Raw genomic sequence first — 23,189 nt, 5'->3', positions numbered from 1 at the left:
CCCCGCCATGCAAGATTTCCTGCGCCAACAGCTGGAGCGCTATGCCCAGCGCCTAGAAGAACTCGACTTCCTGCTCTCGCGCGAAGACATCATGGGCGACATGAAGCAGTACCGCGCCATCTCGCGCGAGCACGCGGATGTGACGGCCATCGCCGGACGCTACGCCCGCTACCGCCAGCGCGAAGGCGATCTGGCCGGCGCCCGCGAGATGCTGGAAGACCCCGACATGGCCGAGATGGCGCGCGAGGAAATCTCGGGGGCCGAAGCCGAACTGCTGCTGCTCGAAGACGAGCTGCAACGCCTGCTGCTGCCCAGGGATCCCGACGATGCACGCGATGCCTATCTCGAAATCCGCGCCGGCACGGGTGGCGACGAGTCGGCCCTGTTCGCGGGCGACCTGGCACGCATGTACACGCGCTACTGCGACTCCGTGGGCTGGAAGGTCGAGATCATGAGCGCCAACGAGAGCGAGTTGGGCGGCTACAAGGAAGTCGTGCTGCGCGTGGAAGGCGAGAATGTCTACGGTCGCCTGCGCTTCGAGTCGGGCGGCCACCGCGTGCAGCGCGTGCCCGCCACCGAAACCCAGGGCCGCATCCATACCAGCGCCTGCACCGTGGCCGTGATGCCCGAGCCCGACGAGACCCAGGCCATCACGCTCAACCCTGCCGACCTGCGCATCGACACCTTCCGCGCCAGCGGTGCCGGCGGCCAGCACATCAACAAGACCGACTCGGCCGTGCGCGTGGTCCACCTCCCCACGGGCATCGTCGCCGAATGCCAGGACGGCCGAAGCCAGCACAGCAACAAGGCCAAGGCCCTGCAGGTGCTGCAGGCGCGCCTGCAGGAAAAGGAGCGCAGCGAGCGCGAGGCCAAGGAGGCCGCCCTGCGCAAGGGCCTGATCGGCAGCGGAGACCGCAGCGACCGTATCCGCACCTACAACTTCCCGCAAGGACGCCTGACCGACCACCGAATCAACCTCACGATCTACAAGCTGCTGGCCGTGATGGAAGGCGATCTGGGCGATGTCCTCGACGCCTTGCAGGCCGCGCGCGAAGCCGAGCTGCTGGCCGAGCTGCAGGTCAACACCTGACCATGGCCACTCCGACCACCATCGAGCAGGCCCTGCGGCAGGCCCAGGGTCAGGGCCTTGCGCGCATCGATGCGCAGATGCTGCTGCTGCATGTCCTGGAGCGCCAGGCCGCGGGCCGCGCCTGGCTGCTCACCCATGACCAGGATGCGCTGGCGGCGACGCAGGCCCAGGCCTACGCCGCGCTGTGCGCGCGGCGCCTGGATGGCGAACCCGTGGCCTACCTGACGGGGCACAAGGAGTTCTACGGCCTGGACCTGGCCGTGGACGCGCGCGTGCTGGACCCCCGGCCCGATACCGAAACCCTGGTGGATTGGGCGCTGGAGCATATGCAACCCGTGGACGACTCCACATGCCGTGTGGCGGACCTGGGCACGGGCAGCGGCGCCATCGCCCTGGCACTGCAAAGCCAACGCCCCGCCGCGACCGTCTGGGCCGTGGATGCCAGCGCCGAGGCCCTGGCCGTGGCGCGTGCCAATGCACGGCGCCTGGGGTTACCCGTGCAGTTGGCGCAGGGCAACTGGCTGGAGCCGCTGGCAGGCCAGGCGGCGTTCGACCTCATCGTCAGCAATCCGCCCTACATCCGGGACGACGACCCCCATCTGCGGGCGCTGGTCCACGAACCCCTGTCGGCGCTGGCCAGCGGGGCCGACGGCCTGGCCGACATCCGCGCCATCGTCGGCCAGGCGCCCGGACACCTGGCCGACGATGGCTGGCTGCTGCTGGAGCATGGCTGGGACCAGGCCGATGCCGTGGCCTGCCTGCTGCGCGAGGCCGGCTTTGGCAAGGTGCAGCACCGCCATGACCTGGGCGGCATCGCACGCTGCACGGGCGGGCAGTGGCATCACCGCGCCTGAGCGGGACATTCCCGCATGCTTCCCGGGCCCGCACCGAGAGTGAAATAATCCCCTCCATGCCGCGCCTGCGGCGCCCAACACGATCCGGAGCACCACACAGATGAGCGACACCCAGCAACGCATCGACCAACTGGTCAAGAGCAACAACATCCTGCTGTTCATGAAGGGCAGCGCCAGCTTTCCCATGTGCGGCTTCTCGGGCCGCGCCATCCAGATCCTCAAGGCCTGCGGCGTGGAGACCAGGGACATCGCCACGGTCAATGTGCTCGATGACCAGGAGATCCGCCAGGGCATCAAGGACTACAGCAACTGGCCCACGATTCCCCAGCTCTATGTGGGGGGCGAATTCATCGGCGGCTCGGACATCATGATGGAGATGTACGAGTCGGGCGAGCTGCAGCAGCTGCTGGCGCCCAAGGCCTGAGCCTTCGCACCCGCCCAGAAAATCAGCCACCCCCTGGGGTGGCTTTTTTTGTGCCCGTCTCCCGTTCGAAAGCCTTCGGGCAAGCATGCAGGCCAGGGACATGCGATGTGTGGTCGAATAGACACATCTTTCACATCCGGAAGTGCGCCTCTGTGACCGCTTCCCGCCCTGCCTATGAGTCTGTCCCAAAGTCTGTTGTTGATCGTCGCGCTGATCCTGACCAGCGCCTTCTTCTCCGTGGCCGAGATCTCGCTGGCCGCCTCGCGGCGCCTGAGGCTGCGGCAGATGACGGAGGATGGCGAGCCTCGCGCCGAGCTCGTCATGAAGATGCAGACCCAGCCGGGCGAGTATTTCACGGTCACACAGATAGGACTGAACGCCGTCGCCATCCTGGGCGGCGTCGTGGGCGAAGGGGCATTGACGCCCTACCTGGCCGACCTGCTGATGCTCTGGCTGCCCGAGAGCCGGGCGCAGACCGTGGGCTTCTTGCTGTCCTTCGCCACGGTCACCTCCCTGTTCATCCTGTTCGCCGACCTGCTGCCAAAGCGCCTGAGCATGGCCGAACCCGAAGCCCTGGCCGTCCGTGTGCTGCGCCCCATGCTGTGGTGCATGGCCGTGCTCAAGCCGCTGGTCTGGTGCTTCAATCATCTGGCTGACGCCGTGGCCAAGCTGTTCGGCCTGCCCACGGTGCGCGACGACCGCATCACGCACGAGGACATTCTTGCCATGACCGAGGCTGGCGCCCGCGCCGGCGTGCTGGCCGCCCAGGAGCAGCAGGTGATCGCCAACCTGTTCGAGCTGGATTCGCGCACCATCGGCTCGGCCATGACCCAGCGCGACCGCATCGCCTACTTCCACCGCGACGATCCCGATGAGCTGATCCGGGCCCGTATCGCCGAGGAGCCTTTCTCCACCTACCCCGTCTGCGATGGCGACATAGACCATATCGTCGGCTATGTGGATGCCAAGGATCTGTTCCAGCGCGCGCTGAACAACCAGCCCCTGTCGCTCATGGACGACTCGCTCGTCCACAAGGTCCTGGTCGTGCCGGACCGGTTGACGCTGGCCGAGGTGCTGGAGCAGTTCCGTCAGGTGCACGAGGACTTCGCCGTCATCGTCAACGAATACAGCCTGGTGGTCGGGGTGGTCACGCTCAATGACGTGATGAGCACGGTGATGGGCGGCCTGGTCGGCCCCGGCGACGAGGAGCAGATCCTGCGGCGCGACGAGAACTCCTGGCTGATCGACGGCGTCACTCCCGTGGAGGACGTGATGCAGGCCCTGGAGCTTGACGACCTGCCGCACTCGGAGGATTACGAGACACTGGGCGGCTTCCTCATGGTCATGCTGCGCCGCATCCCCAGGCGCACGGACACCGTGCAATGGGGTGGCTACCGCTTCGAGGTCATGGATGTGGACAGCTACCGCATCGACCAGGTCCTGGTCACCCGCATGTCGGACAGCAGCCCGGCTGCGCCCCCCAATGCGGGCGACACGGCGGCGGCCGTGGCCAAGGTGTCCAGCATGTCCTCGGACCCGGGCTGACGAGACTGCGGCGATGGCGGGCGGCCATGCCCGCTGCCGTCGATCACACCGAGCGCGGAGGCTCGATTTCCCAGCGGCGCTGCGCCGCGAAGACGGCATTCGGGTACTGGGGCTGGCCACGGCTGCCGTTGTAGCGGCCCAGCGCCATGTAGGCATCGCCGTTCTCGCGGTCCAGGTAGTGGCGCAGGATCACGCAGCCGAAGCGCAGATTGGTCTGCATGTGGAACAGCTTGCCGATGTCCCCGTCGCCGATCAGCCGCATCCAGAACGGCATGATCTGCATGTAGCCGCGGGCGCCCACGCTGGAGATGGCGAACTTGCGGAACGCGCTCTCCACCTGCACCAGACCCAGCACCAGCGAAACCTCCAGGCCGGCGCGCTTGGACTCGTACCAGACCGTCTGGAGGAACTCCAGCCGCGTGGAAAGATCAGGCTTGCGCGAGCGCAGGCGCTCGCTGCTGGCCGTGAGCCAGCGCAGATAGTCCAGTCGCGCCTCGGTGGAGGCAAAGCGCAGCTCCGGCGGTGCCGATCCCGTGACGGCCGAGCTCAGCGCCGTGCGCACCGAGTCGGCCAGAGGCTCCTCGAGCTGCCCGCCGGCCCAGGCAGGCGCTCCGACCGCAGCCAGCAGCGGTGCCGTGCCCAGCGAAGCTGCCAGGCGCAGGCAATCGCGGCGCGCCATCACGGAAGCCTGGCTCACAGGCCCAGCCTCTGCTTCAGATGCGACAGCACCTCGGCGACGGCCAGCCTGGTCGCCTCGGTGTCGCGGCGGTGCTGGTACTCGACCTGGCCTTCCTTGAGGCCACGGTCCGACAGCACCACGCGGTGCGGCACGCCGATCAGTTCCCAGTCGGCGAACATGGCGCCGGGACGCTCGCCGCGGTCGTCCAGGATCACGTCCACGCCCAGCGCCAGCAGCTCGGCGTGCAGCTTTTCGGCAGCTTCCTTGACGGCTTCGCTGCGGTCCATGCCGATGGGGCAGACCACCACGGTGAACGGCGCGATCGCGTCGGGCCAGATGATGCCGCGCTCGTCATGGTTCTGCTCGATGGCGGCCGCCGGCAGGCGCGTGACGCCGATGCCGTAGCAGCCCATCTCGAACAGCGTGGGCTTGCCGTTCTCGGCCAGGAAGGTGGCATTCATGGCCTGTGAATACTTGGTGCCCAGATAGAACACATGGCCGACTTCGATGCCGCGCTCGATCGCCAGTTCACCCGCGCCGTCGGGCGACTTGTCGCCTGCGACCACGTTGCGCAGGTCGGCCACGGCATCGGGCTCGGGCAGGTCGCGGCCGAAGTTCACGCCGGTGATGTGGAAGTCGGCCTCGTTGGCACCGCAGACCCAGTCGGCCAGCACGGCGACTTCGCGGTCCACCACCAGCTTCACGGGCTTCTTCAAGTCGATCGGGCCCAGGTAGCCGGGCTGGCAGCCGAAGTGTTCCTCGATCTCGGCCACCGTGGCGAAACGGAATCCCGCGTCCAGGCCCGCCACCTTGGCCACCTTGATCTCGTTCATGTCATGGTCGCCGCGCAGCAGCAGCAGCCAGACCTGGCTGCCGGCCAGTTCTCCCTTGTCGTTGAGCACATCGGTGGCCAGCACCAGCGACTTGACGGTCTGCGACAGCGGCAGGCCCAGCTGCGCCGCCACCGATTCGCAGGTGCTGTTGCCGGGCGTGGCCACCTTCGCCATGGCCTGGCCTGGCGCGGGGCGGGGGCCCGCCGGGGCCAGGGCCTCGGCCTTCTCGATATTGGCGGCGTAGTCGCTGGCGGGGCAGTAGACGATGGCGTCCTCGCCAGTCGAGGCGATCACCTGGAATTCCTCGCTCAGGTCGCCGCCGATGGCGCCGCTGTCGGCACGCACGGCTCGGTACTGCAGGCCGAAGCGGTCGAAGATGCGCTTGTAGGCCGCGCGCATGGTCTGGTAGCTGGCCTGCGCGGCATCGCGGTCCTTGTCGAAGGAGTAGGCATCCTTCATGATGAACTCGCGCCCGCGCATCAGGCCGAAGCGGGGGCGGCGCTCGTCGCGGAACTTGGTCTGGATCTGGTAGAAGTTCTTGGGCAGTTGCTTGTAGCTCTTGAGCTCCTGGCGGGCGATGTCCGTCACCACCTCCTCGCTGGTGGGCTGGATCACGAAGTCACGGCCATGGCGGTCCTGGATGCGCAGCAACTCCGGGCCCATCTTCTCGAAACGGCCGGTCTCCTGCCACACCTCGGCAGGCTGGACCACGGGCATGGTCACCTCGACAGCCCCGGCCCGATTCATCTCCTCGCGCACGATGGCCTCCACCTTGCGGATCACACGCAGGCCCATGGGCATGTAGTTGTAGATGCCCGCGCCCAGCTTCTTGATCAGGCCGGCCCGCATCATGAGCTTGTGGCTGACCACTTCGGCATCTGCCGGAGCTTCCTTGAGGGTGGAGATGAAAAATTGGGAGGCTTTCATGGATCAGGGGCTTCGCGGGAATCGGGGGCAGCGTGCTTGCCGCTGGCAAGGCACCGTGCATAATGGACACAATTCAGAAAATTGGGGTTCGATTATGCTTGACCGGGACGGATTTCGCCCGAACGTCGGCATCATCCTGCTCAACCAAAAGAACCAGGTGTTCTGGGGCAAGCGCATCCGCACCCACAGCTGGCAGTTTCCACAGGGTGGCATTGACCGGGGGGAGACACCCGAACAGGCCATGTTCCGGGAACTGCATGAGGAAGTGGGGCTGATGCCCAACCACGTTCGCGTGGTCGCCCGCACCCGGGACTGGTTGCGCTACGAGGTGCCAGACCGGTACATCCGCCGCGATGCGCGCGGACACTACAAAGGTCAGAAGCAGATCTGGTATCTGCTGCAACTGGTAGGTCACGACTGGGATTTGAACCTGCGTGCCACGGACCATCCCGAGTTCGATGCCTGGCGCTGGAACGACTACTGGGTTCCTCTGGACGTGGTGGTGGAGTTCAAGCGCGGCGTCTACGAGATGGCCCTGACGGAGCTGGCCCGTTTCCTGCCGCGCGGCGAGCAGCAGCGCAACCGCTATCTGCGCAGCGGCATGCGTCCCAGGGAAGCACATGAAGCCGGTCCGGAAGCCTATGCGGCCCCCGGCCTGCACCCCGCCCGTACCGGCAGTTTTCGTGTCAATCCCGGCATGGAGCTGCCACCTGGGGCCTGCTTCGATCCCGATCCGCAGTCAGGCCAGCAGCCCAGCCTGCTGCCCGACCCTGGCAAGGTCTGATGGCACCACGACAAAGCGCACCCGAGGGTGCGCTTTGTCGTTCAGGGTGGACTCCATGTCTCAGTGGCCGGCAACCACCATGTTGTCGCGATGCACCATCTCGGGCCCGGCCGAATAGCCGAGCAGGCGCTCGATCTCGGCCGAGCTCTTGCGGCACAGCAGGCGCGCCTCGGCACTGGCATAGTTGGCCAGGCCGCGAGCCACCTCGATGCCCTGGGCATCCCGCACGGCGATCACATCGCCACGGGCGAATTCACCATCCACATTCACCATGCCTATGGGCAGCAGGCTCTTGCCTTCATCGCGCAGCTTGGCCACGGCGCCCGCATCGACGGCCACGGAGCCGCGCAGTTGCAGGTGGTCGGCGATCCACTGCTTGCGCGCCTGGTTCTTGTGGGTCTGGGCCACGAGCAAGGTGCCGATGGACTCGCCTGCGGCCAGCCGCACCAGAACATCCTTTTCACGCCCCCAGGCGATCACGGTCGAAGCCCCCGAACCCGCAGCGCGCTTGGCCGCCAGGATCTTGGTGATCATCCCGCCCTTGCCGATGGACGAGCCCGCGCCGCCCGCCATGTCCTCCAGCACCGGATCCCCCGCCTTGGCCACATCGATGAAGCGTGCATCGGGATTCCTGCGCGGATCGGCGCTGTACAGCCCGCGCTGGTCGGTGAGGATGACCAGGGCATCGGCCTCGACCAGATTGGCCACCAGGGCGCCAAGGGTGTCGTTGTCGCCGAACTTGATCTCGTCGTTGACCACGGTGTCGTTCTCGTTGATCACCGGCACGATGCCCAGCTCCAGCAGCGTCAGCAAGGTGGTGCGCGCGTTCAGGTAGCGTTCGCGGTCCGCCAGGTCGGCATGCGTGAGCAGCACCTGGGCACTGCCCATGCCCTGCTCGCGCAGCTTGGACTCGTACATCTGGATCAGCCCCATCTGACCTACTGCGGCAGCTGCCTGAAGCTCATGGATCTCCTTGGGCCGGGCCGCCCAGCCCAGGCGTTTCATGCCTTCCGCCACGGCGCCGCTGGAGACCATGATCACCTCGCGCCGCTGGCCTCCATGGCTTTCATCGCCGCGCACCAGCGCCGCCAGTTGGCGGCTCCATTCCTGGATGGCGGCCTCGTCGAGACCGCGCCCTTCATTGGTCACCAGGCTGGAGCCGACTTTGACCACGATGCGATGGGCATCGCGCAACAGATTGGAAGACATGATGGATAGTGATTCTTGCAACGCCAGGCCGCAGGGGCCGGCAATGCTGTTGTGATCAGGGCAATGCGTGGCGCCAAAAGCGCCTACTCGGCGTCACCACGGGAAAAACGCGGATCGGCAGGATCCAGGCCATCTGACTCGATCTCGGCGAAGCGCGGATCGACCTCGGCGGGGCCTGCCTCGATCTGCTGCTGCGCGTGCACATGCTGGTAGATGGTACGGATCAGCACCTCGCAGCCTTCGCGCGTCAGAGCGGAGATCTCGAACACCGGCCCCTTCCACTTGAAACGCTTGACGAAGTCCTTGACGCGCGCGGCACGCTCCTCGGCCGGCACCATGTCCAGCTTGTTGAGCACCAGCCAGCGTGGCTTGTTGTAGAGCTCGGCATCGTACTTCTGCAACTCGCCGACAATGGCCTTGGCCTGGGCCACGGGATCCACACTGTCATCGAAGGGTGCCAGATCGACCACGTGCAGCAGCAGCCGGGTGCGCTGCAGGTGGCGCAGGAACTGATGACCCAGGCCCGCGCCTTCGGAGGCACCTTCGATCAACCCTGGAATATCGGCCACCACGAAGCTCTGCTCGGCAGCGACGCGCACAACGCCCAGGTTGGGATGCAGTGTGGTGAACGGGTAATCCGCGATCTTGGGCCGGGCATTGGAGACCGCAGCGATGAAGGTGGACTTGCCCGCATTGGGCATGCCCAGCAGGCCCACATCGGCCAGCACCTTGAGCTCGAGCTTGAGGTTCTTGCGCTCTCCAGGCCAGCCCGGCGTCTTCTGCCGGGGAGCCCGGTTGATGGCGCTTTTGAAGCGCAGGTTGCCATAGCCGCCATCACCACCCTTGGCAATGGTCACCACCTCGCCAGGGGTCAGCAACTCGTAGAGCACCTCACCGGTTTCTGCATCGCTGATGATGGTGCCCACCGGCATGCGCAGCGTGATGTCGTCTCCGGCGGCGCCGAACATGTCCGACCCCTTGCCGTGTTCGCCCCGCTTGGCATCATGGCGACGCGAAAAGCGGTAGTCCACCAAGGTGTTGAGATTGGCATCGGCCACCGCGTAGACATGGCCCCCACGGCCGCCGTCACCACCATCGGGGCCGCCGAATTCCTTGTATTTCTCGTGCCGGAATGACACGCAGCCATTGCCGCCGTCACCGGCGGCAATGTCGATATAAGCTTCGTCGACGAACTTCATGAGGCATCCAGTTTACAAAAAGCAGTGTGCACCAGACAGCCCCAGGCCACACCTCAGCGACAGAAAAGGAAAGAAGGGAGGGAGCACACCAACGCACGCCCCTCCTGAAACGACAAAGCCCCGACAGGTCGGGGCTTCGAGCATCAAGGCGACGGGGCTCAGGCAGCCGTCACATTGACCGTGTGCTTGGACAGTGCACCCTTGACGGCAAACGACACATGGCCATCCACCAGAGCGTAGAGGGTGTGGTCCTTGCCCACGCCGACGTTGTCGCCGGGGTGGAACTTGGTGCCACGCTGGCGCACGATGATGGAGCCGGCAGTGATCAGTTCACCACCGAAAGCCTTCACGCCGAGCATTTTGGGCTTGGAATCGCGCCCGTTTCGCGTAGAGCCGCCGCCTTTTTTCTGTGCCATGACTCAGCTCCTGAATTAAGCAGCGATCGCCACGATCTGCAGTTCGGTGAACTGCTGGCGATGGCCTTGGCGTTTCTGATAGTGCTTACGACGGCGCATCTTGAAGATGTGCACCTTGTCGTGCTTGCCGTGGGCGACCACGGTTGCCTTGACAGACGCGCCGGACACCAGAGGCGTGCCGACCTTGATTTCAGCGCCGTTGCCGACTGCCAAAACCTGATCGATCACAACTTCCTGGCCCACGTCCGCAGCAATCTGTTCTACCTTGATCTTTTCGCCGGCCGCGACGCGATACTGCTTGCCGCCGGTTTTTATGACTGCGTACATTTAAACCTCATGAATTTGAGAGCTCCGCGAACGAATTTCCACGGAAGCCCGGGATTCTAGCACGCACTCACATTCCCTGCCTAGCCCCCCGCCACCCCTCGACCGCCACCCGCCCAGAGGCAGGCGGCAGGCGGCACGGCTCTTCCTATAATTACTGATCCACTTGGCGGCCACAGTACCTTGACCACAGCTCTTCCCACCCCCAATCCGCTTGCCCTGATCACCGACGACATGCGCGAAGTGGATCATGTGATTGCCCAGCGCCTGACCACCAGCGTTCCGCTCATCGCCCAGATCTCCCAGTACATCATCGCAGCGGGCGGCAAGCGCCTGCGCCCGGCCCTGCTGCTCATGGTCTGCAACGCGCTGGGATACGAAGGCCGGGACAAGCATGTCCTGGCGGCCGTGGTCGAGCTGATCCACACGGCCACCTTGCTGCATGACGACGTGGTGGATGAATCCACCTTGCGCCGCGGCCGCCCGACCGCCAACGAAACCTTCGGCAACCCGGCCAGCGTGCTGGTCGGCGACTTCCTGCACTCACGCTCCTTCCAGATGATGGTGGAGGTGGGCAGCATGCGTGTGCTGAAGATCCTCTCGGACGCCACCAACGTGATCGCCGAGGGCGAGGTGCAGCAGTTGATCAACACCCATGATGCGTCGCTGGACGAGGCAGGCTACCTGCATGTCATCCGCTCCAAGACCGCCCAGCTTTTCGAAGCGAGTGCCCAACTGGGCGCCGTGCTGGCCGACGCCCCGCGCGACATCGAACAGGCCTGCGCCAGCTACGGACAGGCCCTGGGCACGGCCTTCCAGATCATCGATGATGTGCTCGACTACGCAGGAGACGCCCAGGAGATGGGCAAGAACCTGGGTGACGATCTGCGCGAAGGCAAGTGCACCCTCCCCCTGATTGCCGCAATGCAGCGCGGCACACCCGAACAGGCCGCCATCGTCCGGGCGGCCATCGAACAAGGCTCCACGGAACAGTTGTCCACCGTGGTGGACATCGTGCGCAGCACCGGCGCCCTGGACGTGGCGCGCGAAGCGGCACACGCCGAGGCACGCCGTGCCATCGATGCAATAAATGTGCTGCCAGGCAATTTGCACACGACAAGTTTGCTACAATTGGCGTCTCAGCTCCTGGAGCGGCGCACCTGAAATCCATTCAGGCTGCCTGCTTTTTCTACAGAAGCAACGGGGTGTAGCTTAGCCTGGTAGAGCGCTACGTTCGGGACGTAGAGGCCGGAGGTTCGAATCCTCTCACCCCGACCATTTCTGGTCACATACACAACCACCATCACATGCTTGCGCCAGGTCCAAGACCCGGGCGCCAAGACATGCGAGCGGCATTCCAAGTCCTAAGGGATGATAGGATAAATGTCCTTTCCTTCCATACGTCTTGCTACATGGCTGTTGCTGACTCCTCGCTCAAGAACGCTTCCGCTGTCGCATCGCTGCCAGGCATAGGGCGCGCCCTGGTCTCTGCCGGCAAGGTATCGCAGCAGGCAGCGGAAGCAGCCGCCAGCAAGGCCGTCGCCAACCGCAGTTCGTTCATCGCGGAACTGAGCAGCGCAGGCACCATTTCCGCACTGGAAGTGGCAGAGACCGTCTCTACCATGTTCAGCGCGCCGCTGCTCGATCTCGATGCCATCGACCCGATGCGGCTGCCGCAGGAACTGCTGGACACCAAGATCAGCACGACCTACCGCGTCCTGCCGCTGAGCAAGCGCGGCAACCGCCTCACGGTGGCCACGGCCGACCCCACGCAGCAGGAAGCCGCGGAACAGATCAAGTTCACCACGCAGCTTGGTGTGGACTGGATCATCGTCGAGGCTGACAAGCTGGACAGGCTGATAGCGCAACTGAACAAAAGTGCGGGCGAAGCCATGGAAAGCTATGGCGGCGGCGGCGACTTCGAGTTCGGCGACCTCAAGACCGACGAACCCGCCGAGGAAAAGGACAACACGGCGGCGGCGGACGTCGAAGACGCACCCATCGTCAAGTTCCTGCACAAGATGCTGCTCGACGCCTTCAACATGCGCGCGTCGGACTTGCACTTCGAACCCTATGAGCATCAGTACCGCGTGCGCTTTCGTATCGACGGCGAGTTGCGCGAGATTGCCTCGCCGCCGATTGCCATCAAGGAAAAGCTGGCCTCGCGCATCAAGGTGATCTCGCGCCTGGACATCTCGGAAAAGCGTGTTCCCCAGGACGGACGCATGAAGCTGAAGGTCGGTCCGGACCGTGTCATCGATTTCCGCGTCAGCACGCTGCCCACGCTGTTCGGCGAAAAGATCGTGATCCGTATCCTGGATCCCAGTTCTGCCAAGATGGGCATCGATGCCCTGGGCTACGAGCCCGAGGAGAAGGCACGCCTGCTTGATGCCATCGGCCGCCCCTACGGCATGATCCTGGTCACCGGACCCACGGGCTCGGGCAAGACCGTGTCGCTCTACACCTGCCTGAACCTGCTGAACAAGCCCGGGGTGAACATCGCGACGGCCGAGGACCCTTCGGAAATCAACCTGCCCGGCGTCAACCAGGTCAATGTGAACGAGAAGGCCGGCCTCACCTTCGCGACGGCGCTCAAGGCCTTTCTGCGCCAGGATCCGGACATCATCATGGTCGGCGAAATCCGGGACCTGGAGACTGCCGATATTTCGATCAAGGCCGCCCAGACCGGCCACTTGGTGCTGTCCACGCTGCACACCAATGACGCGCCCACCACGCTGACCCGCATGCGCAACATGGGCATCGCGCCATTCAACATCGCCTCCAGCGTGATCCTGATCACCGCCCAGCGGCTGGCCAGGCGGCTGTGCCCCCAGTGCAAGGAACCCGCCGACATTCCCCGGGAGGCCTTGCTCGACGCGGGCTATGCCGACGCGGAAGTCGACGGCAGCTGGGTCACCTACAAACCCGTCGGCTGCCCGGCCTGCAACAATGGCTACAAGGGCCGCGTCGGCATCTACCAGGTGATGCCGATCAGCGAGGACATCCAGCGCATCATCCTGCAGGACGGCAGCGCCCTGGAGATCGCGGCCCAGGCCAGGCGCGAAGGCGTGCGATCGCTGCGCGAAGCCGGCCTGCACAAAGCCCGGATGGGACTGACCTCACTCGAAGAAGTGCTGGCAGTCACCAATGAGTAAATAGCGCGGACAGCGCAGACAACAAACGAGGGAGCACCATGGCCACAGCAGCGTCCAAGGGCATCAAGGAATTCGTCTTCGAATGGGAGGGCAAGGACCGCAACGGCAAGATCGTCCGCGGCGAGACCCGGGCCGGCGGCATCAACCAGGTCCAGGCCATGCTGCGCCGCCAGGGCGTGCTTCCCAGCAAGATCAAGAAGCGCCGCACCCGCGGCGGCAAGAAGATCAAGCCCAAGGACATCGCGCTGTTCACGCGCCAGATGGCCACGATGATGAAGGCCGGTGTCCCGTTGCTGCAGGCCTTCGACATCGTGGGACGCGGCAACACCAATGCCAGCGTGACGCGCCTGCTGGCCGACATCCGCGCCGACGTGGAGACCGGCACCTCGCTGAATGCGGCCTATCGCAAGCACCCCATGTACTTCGACAGCCTCTATTGCAATCTGGTGGAGGCCGGGGAAGCCGCCGGTATCCTGGAAGCGTTGCTCGATCGCCTGGCCACCTACATGGAGAAGACCGAGGCCATCAAGTCCAAGATCAAGTCGGCGCTGATGTACCCGATCTCCGTGGTCGTCGTGGCCTTTGTCGTCGTGACCATCATCATGATCTTCGTGATCCCGGCCTTCAAGGAAGTATTCAGCTCGTTCGGCGCCGATCTTCCCGCCCCCACGCTGTTCGTGATGGGCATCAGCGACGTCTTCGTGCAGTGGTGGTGGGTGATCTTCGGCGTATTGGGCGGCGGCCTCTACTTCTTCATGCAGGCCTGGAAGCGCAACGAGCGCATGCAGCAGTTCATGGACCGCACACTGCTCAAGGTCCCGATCTTCGGCGTGCTGATCGAGAAATCCTGCGTGGCGCGCTGGACGCGTACCCTGTCGACCATGTTCGCCGCAGGTGTCCCGCTGGTCGAGGCGCTGGACTCCGTGGGGGGTGCATCCGGCAACGCCGTCTACGCCAACGCCACGGAGAAGATCCAGCAGGAGGTGTCCACGGGCACCAGCCTGACCGTGGCCATGACCAATGCCAACGTCTTTCCCTCGATGGTGCTGCAGATGTGCGCCATCGGGGAGGAGTCGGGTTCCATCGACCACATGCTGGGCAAGGCCGCGGACTTCTACGAAGAAGAGGTCGATGACATGGTCGCAGGCCTTTCCAGCCTGATGGAGCCCATCATCATCGTCTTCCTGGGCACTCTCATCGGCGGCATCGTGGTGTCCATGTACCTGCCCATCTTCAAGCTGGGACAGGTGGTCTGATGCTTCTGGATCCCTGGATGCAGGCCGCGCTGGGCGGCCTGTTCGGCCTGATGGTCGGCAGCTTTCTCAATGTGGTGGTGCACCGCATGCCGCGCATGATGGAGCAGGATTGGGATGCGGAGTGTGCCCGATGGGTGCAGGAGCGCTCCGGCGGCGTACCGTCCCTGCCATCCACCCCGGCCGAGCCCGCGTTGAGCCTGAGCCGCCCCCGCTCGCGCTGCCCCCATTGCGGCCATGCGATCGCCTGGCACGAGAACATTCCCGTGTTCAGCTACCTGGCGCTGCGGGGCCGTTGCTCGCAATGCAAGACACCCATCGGCGTGCGCTATCCACTGGTGGAGCTGACCTGTGCCGCGCTGTTTGCCTTCTGCATCGCGCGATGGGGCATCAGCCCGACCGGCGCGGCGTGGTGTCTGTTCAGTGCCGCCTTGCTGAGCCTGGCGTTGATCGACTGGGATACCACGCTGCTGCCCGATGACATCACCCTGCCCCTGCTATGGGGCGGACTGCTGGCATCGGCGCTGCACTGGACGACCGTACCCGTGGCCGATGCCATCTGGGGCGCGGCTGGCGGCTATCTGTCGCTGTGGCTGGTCTACTGGGGCTTCAAGCTGGTCACCGGCAAGGAAGGCATGGGATATGGCGACTTCAAGCTGTTTGCCGCGCTCGGCGCGTGGTTCGGCTGGCAGGCCCTCATTCCCATCATCCTGGTCTCTTCGGTGATCGGTGCCGTCGTGGGCATCGCGCTGAAGATCAACAGCCGCCTGCGGGAAGGCGGTTATGTACCCTTCGGCCCCTTCCTCGCCGGTGCAGGTTTTGCCGCCATGGTGTTCGGTCCCCAGCAGATGCTGCAATCCCTGCTGTCGGCACTCGGACTTTGAACCCATACTGCGGCATGGTCTCCACTCCCCTCCTGCCATCCGTGCGCACGCCCGTCCGGCTGGGCCTGACGGGGGGCATAGGCAGCGGCAAGAGCACCGTGGCTGCACGGCTGGCCTTGCGCGGAGCGGTCGTCGTCGATGCGGACCGGATCTCGCGCAGCCTCACGGCCGCCGCAGGTGCCGCCCTGCCGGAAATCATCCGCAGCTTCGGCCCCGGCCTGATCGACGCCAGTGGCGCCCTGGACCGGGCCCGCATGCGCGAGCTGGTATTCCAGCAGCCCGATGCGCGCCAGCGCCTGGAGGCCATCATTCACCCCCTGGTGGCCCGGCAAACTGCGCAGGAGGTCGACCAGGCCACGGCAGCAGGGTGCCGGCTGATCGTCCACGACATCCCCTTGCTGGTGGAGTCCGGCCGCTGGCCCGGCCTGCTCGATGCCGTGCTGGTGGTGGACTGCCGCCCCGAGACACAGATCGTGCGCGTCATGGCTCGCAATGGCCTGTCCCGCGAGGCCGTGGCTTCCATCATTGCCACCCAGGCCAGCCGCGCCGTCCGCCTGGCGGCCGCCGACTGGGTGCTCTACAACGACGAAGCCATGACGATCGAAGCTTTGCACGCATGCACCGATCGAATCTCAGCATGGTTCGGGCTATGATGCACGCCATGGCTTGGCCTGTGCGTGTAATTCAGCATGTGCACGACGTCGACAGCTGATTCCTGAGCACCCCGAGGAGCCCAGCAAGCGTGATCCTGTACGAATATCCCTTCAATGAGCGCCTGAGGACCTACCTCCGGCTCGAGCAGCTCTATCGCCGCCTTGGCGAGTTGCTGTCGCGCGCTCATGCCATCGATCATCATTTCGCACTGGTGACCATCTTCGAGATCATGGATGTGGCCTCGCGTGCCGATCTGAAGACCGATGTACTGAAGGATCTGGAACGCCACAAGAATCTGCTCGACAGCCTGCGCGGCAATCCCGACATTGCCGAGCACATGCTCGACCAGGTCTCCCGGCATGTGGAGCAGTGCTTTGCCCAGCTCAACGCCCAGAACGGCAAGGCCGGACAGGCCCTGACCGACAACGAATGGCTGATGGCCGTGCGCAGCCGCATCGGCATCCCCGGCGGCACCTGCGGCTTTGATCTGCCTGCCTACCATGCCTGGCAGTTCCATGACCCCCAGGTGCGCCTGCGCGATCTGGAGGACTGGGCCAGCACCCTGGCGCCTCTGGGGCAATCGCTGCAACTGCTGCTCAAGCTGCTGCGTGAAACCGGCGTGCCGCAATGGGTGGCTGCGGAAAAGGGCGTGTTCCAGCAGGCCATGCCCCCGGGCCGCAGCTTCCAGCTGCTGCGCCTGCGCATCGATCCGGCGCTGAGCCTGGTGCCGGAGATCAGCGGCAACCGCCTGCTGGTGTCCGTACGCCTGCTGCGCCCTGAGGAAGGTGCCAAGCCCCAGCCCTGCAGCGACGATGCCTCTTTCGAGGTCACGCTGTGCAGCTGAGGGGAAAGACGGCAGACATGTCCACGACTTCCCAGCCAACGTCCTCGAAGGCCGGTCCGACGGTACGTTGCCCGACCTGCGGTGGCCCCAGCCTGTTCGCGCCAGCCAACCGCTTCCGTCCCTTCTGCAGCGAACGCTGCCGCCAGATCGACCTGGGCGCATGGGCCAACGAGGAATTCCGTGTCCCCGCCCCCACGCCCCCGGAGGATGCACCCTTCGGCGATCCCCGCACCGAGCCCTGATCAGGCCTGCGGCCGGCCGGCCTCGTAGTGGCCCGCATCGAATGGCAATCCGCGCTCCTCGCTGAGCCACTGCAGCACGGGGTAGGCGCCAGGAAGCACAGGATGCACCTGCAAGGGCAGTTGCTGCCAAGCCATCTGCTGGCCTTCGCGCATCTCGAACTCCCCGCTCCAGCGCCTGATCTTGCACCAGTGCAGGCGCACCAAGGCATGCGGGTAGTCGTGCTCGGTCACCTTCCAGACCTCTGCGGCGGCAATCTCGACGCCCAGCTCTTCCTGCAACTCGCGGCGCAGCGCCTGCTCCACCGTCTCGCCGGATTCGAGCTTCCCGCCCGGGAACTCCCAATAGCCGGCATAGGGCTTGCCAGGGGGCCGGCTGGTGATCAGCAGCGCGCCATCGGCCTCACGCAAAAGCACACCGACTGCCACTTCAGTGTGCTTGCGCGGTGCGGCCACGCCGGCAGCAGCGCTCAGGGATTTTTCTTTGTCAGTCACTTGATCTCTCGCAATGATTCCGCTGTCTGCCACGGGGGCAGACAGCGGCCTGATCAGAGCTCGGCCTCTTCAGCCAGCCCTTGTACATCCGCAATGCCGGTCTGGCCGCCGGCCTGGCGCTCGGCGCGGCCCGCATAGTCGCGGGCGAACTGGTGAGCGACACGGCCGCTGCGCGAGCCGCGTTCCAATGCCCAGACCAGGGCTTCCGGGCGGGCCGCCTCGATGGCAGGCCTGTCCAGTCCCAGCGCCTCCAGCCACTGCGCCACGACGCGCAGGTATTCGTCCTGGCTGAACGGATAGAAGCTTACCCACAGGCCGAAGCGCTCGGACAGCGAGATCTTCTCCTCGATCACCTCGCCGGGATGCAGCTCCCCATCCTCGCCACGCTGGTACGTCAGGTTCTCCGACTGGTACTCGGGCAGCAGGTGGCGACGGTTGCTGGTCGCATACACCAGCACGTTCGGACTGGCGGCGCTGACCGAGCCGTCAAGAATGGATTTCATCGCCTTGTAGCCAGGCTCGCCCTCCTCGAAACTCAGGTCATCGCAATAGATGATGAACTTCTCGGGCCGACCGGCCACCACTTCCACGATATCGGGCAGGTCCGTCAGATCGGCCTTGTCCACCTCGATCAGGCGCAGCCCGTGAGGGGCGTAGGCATGCAGGCAGGCGCGGATCAGCGAGGATTTTCCCGTGCCGCGCGCCCCCGTGAGCAGCACGTTGTTGGCGGTACGGCCTGTGACGAATTGCTCGGTGTTGCGGGCGATCTTGTCCTTTTGCACATCGATGTTCTGCAGGTCGGAAAGCTGCATGGCGCCGACATGGCGCACGGGCTCCAGCAGGCCGCAGCCATTGGCGCGCTTGCGGTAGCGCCAGGCGATGGCTGCGTTCCAGTCAGCGGGCGATTGCAGGGGTTGGGGGAGGATGGCCTCGATGCGCTGCATCAACTGCTCGGCGCGCTGCACGAGCTGCAGCAAAGGGGTGGCGACGGCTTGCGTTGGCGAAGTCATGGATGTCTCTCGAATACGGTTTTCACGGCGGCCAGCGCGGCGCCCGCCCGGGAATCGAGATGGATCTCATGCCGACGCCGGGGCGGCCGCGCGCCAGCTGCCATTGAAAGCTGGCGGCAGCAAGGCAAGGCGCCCTGCCGCCATCAGCGGCGCGGTGGGAGGAGAGTCAGGAGCGGTAGTCGGCGTTGATGCTCACGTAGTCGTGGCTCAGGTCGCAGGTCCACACGGTCTGCTCGGCCTCCCCTCGGCCCAGCAGCACGCGCACGATGATCTCCTGCTGCTTCATCACGCGCTGGCCGTCTTCCTCCTGATAGGCAGGATTGCGGCCGCCATCGACTGCGACATGCACATCGTTCAGGTACAGGTCGATCTTGGTCTGGTCCAGGTCGTCGATGCTAGCATAGCCCACCGCCGCGAGGATGCGGCCCAGGTTCGGGTCGCTGGCGAAGAATGCCGTCTTGACCAGGGGCGAATGCGCGATGGAATAGGCCACCAGGCGGCACTCCGCCTCGGTCTTGCCGCCTTCCACCTTCACGGTGATGAACTTGGTGGCGCCCTCGCCATCGCGCACGATGGCCTGGGCCAGCAGGCGCGCCACCTCCAGCAGGGCAGCCTTCAGGGCCTGGCCCTCGGAGCTCGTCAGCGACGTGACCGGGGCATTGCCGGCCTTGTGTGTCGCCACCAGCACGAAGGAGTCGTTGGTCGAGGTGTCGCCGTCGATGGTCACGCGATTGAACGAACCGTCGGCCAGCTCCTTGACCAAGGGCTGCAGCAGCTCGGGCGCGATGGCCGCGTCGGTGGCCAGAAAGCCCAGCATGGTCGCCATGTTGGGACGGATCATGCCCGCGCCCTTGCTGATGCCGGTGATGCTCACGCGCTTGCCGCCGATGTCCACGGCGCGGCTGAAAGCCTTGGGCAGGGTATCGGTGGTCATGATGCCTTCGGCCGCCGTGCCCCAGTTGTCGGCCTTGGCGGCGGCGATGGCAGCTGGCAGGCCCGCGGCGATGCGGTCCACGGGCAACTGCTCCATGATCACGCCGGTCGAGAACGGCAGGATCTGCTCGGGCTTCAACTGCAGCAACGCAGCCAGGTCTGCACAGGTGCGGCGCGCGCGCGCCAGGCCATCGGCGCCGGTGCCGGCATTGGCATTGCCCGTGTTGACGACCATGGCACGGATGGCGCCGCCGGTCTGCACCAGATGTTCGCGGCTGACCTGCACGGGCGCGGCGCAGAAACGGTTCTGGGTGAACACACCTGCCACCGAGGCGCCTTCATCGAGCAGGAACACGGACAGGTCCTTGCGATTGGCCTTGCGCACACCGGCTTCGGTGACGCCGATGCGGACGCCGTCGATCGCCAGCAGGTCGGCGGCCACGGGAGCGGAGAGATTCACAGGCATGAAGGGACTTTCTACGGTGGAAGAAAAACGCGCTCCATTATCGGAACAAACCAGGGCCGCGGGCATTTCATCGCCCTCAAAAAAGAAGACGGCACGGTATGCATCCGTGCCGTCTTCTCGTCTCGCATTGCCTTACGACACCCGCCGTGTCACGACAGCTTTCCGTGGCACTGCTTGTACTTCTTGCCACTGCCGCAAGGGCAGGGGTCGTTGCGACCCACGCGGACACCTTCGGGCAGTTCCAGTGGCTCGTCCTCGACGGAGCCGCCGATATCGCCATCCGACGGGGCACCATAGGTCATGTGCTCCAGGCTGTGGGCGCTGCGCTGCTCCATGGCCTCGGTGGCCTGCTCCACCTGCTCGCGCGACTGCACCTGCACGGTCATCAGCACGCGCGTGACTTCGGTCTTGACCTGGTCGATCAACTGGCGGAACAGCTCGAACGCCTCGCGTTTGTACTCCTGCTTGGGCTGCTTTTGGGCATAGCCGCGCAGATGGATGCCCTGGCGCAGGTAGTCCAGCGCGGACAGGTGGTCGCGCCAGTTGGTGTCGAAGCTCTGCAGCAGCACGGCGCGCTGGAACTGCGTGAAGTTCTCGCGTCCGATCAGCTCCACCTTGGCCTCGAACACTTCGCGCGCAGCCTGCAGAACCTTCTCGAGGATTTCCTCATCGGTGATGGCGTGCGCGGATTGCACCTCGGCCTGCAGCGGCAGCTGGATGCGCCACTCGCTGTCCAGCGCCTTTTCCAGGCCGGCCAGGTCCCACTGTTCCTCCATGGACTCGGCGGGCACGTACTGGCGCACCAGATCGGTCACGACGTCGTCGCGCATCACGGTGATCATCTCGTGCAGGTCAGAGGCATCGAGGATCTCGTTGCGCTGCTGGTAGATCACCTTGCGCTGGTCGTTGGACACGTCGTCGTACTCGAGCAGCTGCTTGCGGATGTCGAAGTTGCGGGCCTCGACCTTGCGCTGCGCGCCTTCGATGGAGCGCGTCACGATGCCGGCCTCGATGGCTTCGCCGTCAGGCATCTTCAGCCGGTCCATGATGGCGCGCACGCGGTCGCCCGCGAAGATGCGCATCAGCGCATCGTCCAGGCTCAGGTAGAAACGCGAGGAGCCCGGATCACCCTGTCGGCCCGAGCGGCCGCGCAGCTGGTTGTCGATGCGGCGCGACTCATGGCGCTCGGTGGCGATGATGCGCAGGCCGCCCAGGGCCGAGACCTTGTCGTGCTCGACCTTCCAGTCGGCGCGCAGTTGCTCGATGCGCTGCTGGCGCTCGGGTTCGGACAGGGATTCGTCGGCCTCGATGGCCGCGACCTGCTTTTCGATGTTGCCGCCCAGCACGATGTCGGTGCCGCGGCCCGCCATGTTGGTGGCGATGGTGATCATGCCGGGCCGTCCGGCCTGGGCCACGATATCGGCCTCGCGCTCGTGCTGCTTGGCGTTGAGCACCTGGTGGGGAAGCTCTTCCTTGTTGAGCAGCTCGTCGATGATTTCCGAGTTCTCGATCGAGGTCGTTCCCACCAGCACGGGCTGGCCGCGCTCATGGCATTCGCGGATGTCGCGAATGGCAGCCTCGTACTTCTCGCGCGTGGTCTTGTAGACACGGTCGAGCTGGTCATCGCGCCTGCTGGGACGGTTGGGCGGGATCACCACGGTCTCCAGGCCGTAGATTTCCTGGAACTCGTAGGCCTCTGTATCGGCCGTGCCCGTCATGCCGGCCAGTTTGCCGTAGAGGCGGAAGTAGTTCTGGAAGGTGATCGAGGCCATGGTCTGGTTCTCGGCCTGGATGGCAACGCCTTCCTTGGCCTCGACCGCCTGGTGCAGGCCGTCGCTCCAGCGCCGGCCCGCCATCAGGCGGCCCGTGAACTCGTCGACGATGACGATCTCGCCGTTCTGCACCACATAGTGCTGGTCGCGGTGGTAGAGATTGTTGGCGCGCAGCGCCGCATACAGGTGGTGGACCAGCGTGATGTTGGCCGGGTCGTACAGCGAGGCACCCTCGGCGATCATGCCGGCATGGCCCAGCAGGCGCTCTGCGGCCTCGTAGCCCTGGTCTGTCAGGAACACCTGGTGGCTCTTTTCGTCCACCGTGAAATCGCCGGGCTTGGTCACGCCCTCGCCGGTGCGGGGGTCGGCCTCGCCTTCCTGGCGCACCAGGGAAGGAACGATCTTGTTCATGGCCACGTACATGGCCGTGTGGTCCTCGGCCTGGCCGCTGATGATCAGCGGCGTGCGGGCCTCGTCGATCAGGATGGAGTCCACCTCGTCGACGATGGCGTAGTTGAGCACACGCTGCACGCGGTCGCCCGACTCGTAGACCATGTTGTCGCGCAGGTAGTCGAAGCCGTACTCGTTGTTCGTGCCGTAGGTGATGTCGCTGTTGTAGGCAGCCTGCTTTTCCTCGCGCGGCATGTTGGGCAGGTTGATGCCCACCGACAGGCCCAGGAAGTTGTACAGGCGGGCCATCCAGGTCGCATCGCGGTTGGCCAGATAGTCGTTCACCGTCACCACATGCACGCCGTTGCCGGACAGCGCGTTCAGGTAGACCGGCAGCGTGGCGGTCAGCGTCTTGCCCTCGCCGGTGCGCATTTCGGCGATCTTGCCGTAGTGCAGCGCCATGCCACCCAGCAGCTGCACATCGAAATGGCGCATCTTCATGACGCGCTTGGAGCCCTCGCGCACCACGGCGAAGGCTTCGGGCAGCAGATCGTCCAGCGACTCGCCCTTGGCCACACGTTCCTTGAATTCCTGCGTCTTCGCGCGCAGAGCCTCGTCGCTGAGCTTCTCGTACTCGGGCTCCATCGCGTTGATGCGGGCGACCGTCTTGCGGTATTGCTTGAGAAGCCGATCGTTTCGGCTGCCGAATAGTTTGGTGAGGAAGTTGGTGGCCATGCGAAAAAGACACACCGCCCTCCGCGGTAGCGGAACGCGGTGTGCCTGGAATCCCTAGATTGTTGGATTTCAGAT

22 protein-coding genes and 1 tRNA gene are annotated in these 23,189 nt (G+C 65.1%); 13 read left to right on the top strand and 10 right to left on the bottom strand.

From position 1 onward, the window contains the following. Window positions 1-7: 7 nt before the first annotated feature. The 4 genes from prfA to L1Z78_RS05780 all read left to right on the top strand — a co-directional run bounded on the left by prfA (window position 8) and on the right by L1Z78_RS05780 (window position 3,913). A complete protein-coding gene (prfA, locus tag L1Z78_RS05795) occupies window positions 8-1,090 on the top strand; it encodes a peptide chain release factor 1 (protein ID WP_234640602.1) in 1,083 nt (360 codons plus the stop codon). 2 nt (window positions 1,091-1,092) lie between these two features. Continuing rightward, window positions 1,093-1,944, top strand: a complete 852-nt coding sequence (gene prmC, locus L1Z78_RS05790) for a peptide chain release factor N(5)-glutamine methyltransferase (RefSeq protein WP_234640601.1) — start codon at window positions 1,093-1,095, stop codon at window positions 1,942-1,944. A gap of 100 nt (window positions 1,945-2,044) precedes the next feature. Then, window positions 2,045-2,368 (top strand): Grx4 family monothiol glutaredoxin, encoded by a 324-nt coding sequence (gene grxD / locus L1Z78_RS05785; protein ID WP_234640600.1) that lies wholly within the window; start codon window positions 2,045-2,047, stop codon window positions 2,366-2,368. Between the two features lie 174 nt (window positions 2,369-2,542). Next, on the top strand, window positions 2,543-3,913 hold the full coding sequence (locus tag L1Z78_RS05780) for a hemolysin family protein (protein ID WP_234640599.1): 1,371 nt from the start codon (window positions 2,543-2,545) through the stop codon (window positions 3,911-3,913). Between the two features lie 43 nt (window positions 3,914-3,956). On the opposite strand, the gene L1Z78_RS05775 is transcribed toward L1Z78_RS05780, so the two are convergent. Both L1Z78_RS05775 and L1Z78_RS05770 read right to left on the bottom strand, forming a co-directional pair. Continuing rightward, window positions 3,957-4,592, bottom strand: coding sequence for a lytic transglycosylase domain-containing protein (locus L1Z78_RS05775; RefSeq protein ID WP_418921706.1), 636 nt, complete (start codon window positions 4,590-4,592; stop codon window positions 3,957-3,959). Window positions 4,593-4,606: 14 nt separating this feature from the next. Beyond that, a complete protein-coding gene (locus tag L1Z78_RS05770) occupies window positions 4,607-6,352 on the bottom strand; it encodes a proline--tRNA ligase (protein ID WP_234640597.1) in 1,746 nt (581 codons plus the stop codon). Between the two features lie 94 nt (window positions 6,353-6,446). On the opposite strand from L1Z78_RS05770, the gene L1Z78_RS05765 reads away from it, so the two are divergent. Continuing rightward, a complete protein-coding gene (locus tag L1Z78_RS05765) occupies window positions 6,447-7,136 on the top strand; it encodes an RNA pyrophosphohydrolase (RefSeq protein ID WP_234640596.1) in 690 nt (229 codons plus the stop codon). Between the two features lie 60 nt (window positions 7,137-7,196). On the opposite strand, the gene proB is transcribed toward L1Z78_RS05765, so the two are convergent. The 4 genes from proB to rplU form a co-directional block, all read right to left on the bottom strand. Beyond that, window positions 7,197-8,345 (bottom strand): glutamate 5-kinase, encoded by a 1,149-nt coding sequence (proB, locus tag L1Z78_RS05760; protein ID WP_234640595.1) that lies wholly within the window; start codon window positions 8,343-8,345, stop codon window positions 7,197-7,199. Window positions 8,346-8,428: 83 nt separating this feature from the next. Beyond that, window positions 8,429-9,544 (bottom strand): Obg family GTPase CgtA, encoded by a 1,116-nt coding sequence (gene cgtA, locus L1Z78_RS05755; RefSeq protein WP_234640594.1) that lies wholly within the window; start codon window positions 9,542-9,544, stop codon window positions 8,429-8,431. Window positions 9,545-9,702: 158 nt separating this feature from the next. Continuing rightward, the gene (gene rpmA, locus L1Z78_RS05750) at window positions 9,703-9,960 is read right to left on the bottom strand and encodes a 50S ribosomal protein L27 (RefSeq protein WP_012207283.1); all 258 of its coding nucleotides are present in this window, start codon (window positions 9,958-9,960) and stop codon (window positions 9,703-9,705) included. A 15-nt stretch (window positions 9,961-9,975) separates the two neighbouring features. Next, entirely contained in the window at window positions 9,976-10,287 is a 312-nt protein-coding gene (gene rplU, locus L1Z78_RS05745; protein WP_012207284.1) for a 50S ribosomal protein L21, read from the bottom strand. 231 nt (window positions 10,288-10,518) lie between these two features. Between rplU and L1Z78_RS05740 the strand changes: the two genes are divergently transcribed. From L1Z78_RS05740 to L1Z78_RS05705, 8 genes are all read left to right on the top strand, one after another. Continuing rightward, entirely contained in the window at window positions 10,519-11,448 is a 930-nt protein-coding gene (locus tag L1Z78_RS05740; RefSeq protein WP_234642099.1) for a polyprenyl synthetase family protein, read from the top strand. Window positions 11,449-11,485: 37 nt separating this feature from the next. Further along, a tRNA-Pro gene (locus L1Z78_RS05735) sits at window positions 11,486-11,562 on the top strand. Between the two features lie 134 nt (window positions 11,563-11,696). After that, window positions 11,697-13,439 carry a type IV-A pilus assembly ATPase PilB gene (gene pilB / locus L1Z78_RS05730; RefSeq protein WP_234640593.1) on the top strand — a complete coding sequence of 581 codons (1,743 nt, stop codon included), beginning with the start codon at window positions 11,697-11,699 and terminating at the stop codon, window positions 13,437-13,439. A gap of 38 nt (window positions 13,440-13,477) precedes the next feature. Then, window positions 13,478-14,695, top strand: a complete 1,218-nt coding sequence (locus L1Z78_RS05725) for a type II secretion system F family protein (protein ID WP_234640592.1) — start codon at window positions 13,478-13,480, stop codon at window positions 14,693-14,695. Then, window positions 14,695-15,576, top strand: coding sequence for a prepilin peptidase (locus tag L1Z78_RS05720; RefSeq protein WP_234640591.1), 882 nt, complete (start codon window positions 14,695-14,697; stop codon window positions 15,574-15,576). Before L1Z78_RS05725 ends, L1Z78_RS05720 begins: the two co-directional genes overlap by 1 nt. A gap of 14 nt (window positions 15,577-15,590) precedes the next feature. Then, window positions 15,591-16,229 (top strand): dephospho-CoA kinase, encoded by a 639-nt coding sequence (gene coaE, locus L1Z78_RS05715; protein ID WP_234640590.1) that lies wholly within the window; start codon window positions 15,591-15,593, stop codon window positions 16,227-16,229. 89 nt (window positions 16,230-16,318) lie between these two features. Beyond that, a complete protein-coding gene (zapD, locus tag L1Z78_RS05710) occupies window positions 16,319-17,074 on the top strand; it encodes a cell division protein ZapD (protein WP_234640589.1) in 756 nt (251 codons plus the stop codon). A gap of 17 nt (window positions 17,075-17,091) precedes the next feature. After that, window positions 17,092-17,316, top strand: a complete 225-nt coding sequence (locus L1Z78_RS05705; RefSeq protein WP_234640588.1) for a DNA gyrase inhibitor YacG — start codon at window positions 17,092-17,094, stop codon at window positions 17,314-17,316. Here the strand turns inward: L1Z78_RS05705 and L1Z78_RS05700 are convergent, their stop codons facing one another. The 4 genes from L1Z78_RS05700 to secA form a co-directional block, all read right to left on the bottom strand. Continuing rightward, on the bottom strand, window positions 17,317-17,808 hold the full coding sequence (locus tag L1Z78_RS05700) for an NUDIX domain-containing protein (RefSeq protein WP_234640587.1): 492 nt from the start codon (window positions 17,806-17,808) through the stop codon (window positions 17,317-17,319). Between the two features lie 53 nt (window positions 17,809-17,861). Beyond that, on the bottom strand, window positions 17,862-18,818 hold the full coding sequence (locus L1Z78_RS05695) for an ATP-binding protein (protein ID WP_234640586.1): 957 nt from the start codon (window positions 18,816-18,818) through the stop codon (window positions 17,862-17,864). A 166-nt stretch (window positions 18,819-18,984) separates the two neighbouring features. Further along, complete coding sequence (argJ, locus tag L1Z78_RS05690; protein WP_234640585.1) at window positions 18,985-20,217, bottom strand: bifunctional glutamate N-acetyltransferase/amino-acid acetyltransferase ArgJ; 1,233 nt, start codon at window positions 20,215-20,217, stop codon at window positions 18,985-18,987. A 149-nt stretch (window positions 20,218-20,366) separates the two neighbouring features. Then, window positions 20,367-23,114 carry a preprotein translocase subunit SecA gene (gene secA / locus L1Z78_RS05685; RefSeq protein WP_234640584.1) on the bottom strand — a complete coding sequence of 916 codons (2,748 nt, stop codon included), beginning with the start codon at window positions 23,112-23,114 and terminating at the stop codon, window positions 20,367-20,369. Between the last annotated feature and the right edge of the window lie 75 nt (window positions 23,115-23,189).

Origin of the sequence: Delftia tsuruhatensis, from assembly GCF_903815225.1 — a bacterium.
GTDB lineage: Bacteria > Pseudomonadota > Gammaproteobacteria > Burkholderiales > Burkholderiaceae_C > Comamonas > Comamonas tsuruhatensis_A.
This window is presented reverse-complemented; position numbering and strand designations above follow the sequence as displayed.